We start from the raw sequence: 549 nt of genomic DNA, 5'->3' as shown, positions 1-549 counted from the left end.
GTAGCTGTTGTAGGCCTGCCACGTCGTATCCGAGGTCTGGAACATGACGTCTGAGTGAGCGGCGTCGTCGCGGACCACGAAAGGAATGACGCTGACGCCGGTGGCATCATTGCGCACGAGCCGTGCGATATACACTCCGGAAACGGCCGACCCCGGGACCTGCCAGGACGCTGAGACTGCCCAGTTCCCGCAGTCAATCAATCCGGTGGCGGAGAGCGTCGCGCACGCCGGCTGGGTCTGCGGAAGCGAAGCGCTCGGCAGCACGTTCGCCGCGACTTTCCGGGCGCCCAGCCCCTGGTAATAGCCAAGGCGGTAGACATCGATGTGGTACGAAGTGGACGGCGTCTTGACCTTGAATTTCACGGTGTCGCCAATGTTGACGCTCATGGACGTGGAATAGCCCTGGATCGTGCTGCTGCCCGCGCCGGAAACCTGCCACTCCGAGGCCGGGTTGCCCGGCTGGGTGTTTTCGCAGGCTACTTTGCTCACAATCGGGACGGTGCATGGCCCTGCCGCAGTCGCCGCCGGGACGCCCAGGACGGACAATGC

General features: G+C 64.1%; 1 protein-coding gene. It reads right to left on the bottom strand.

Annotation, left to right across the window (positions count from 1 at the left end):
• On the bottom strand, positions 1-489 hold a 489-nt coding region (locus tag AC1DVK_RS27160; RefSeq protein WP_477627852.1), incomplete at its 3' end, for a N,N-dimethylformamidase beta subunit family domain-containing protein.
• Positions 490-549 lie beyond the last annotated feature (60 nt).

It is taken from the genome of Peribacillus sp. P4_B1 (genome assembly GCF_056402395.1).
Note: the sequence above shows the minus strand (reverse complement) of the source record. Positions and strands in the feature narration are given on the sequence as shown.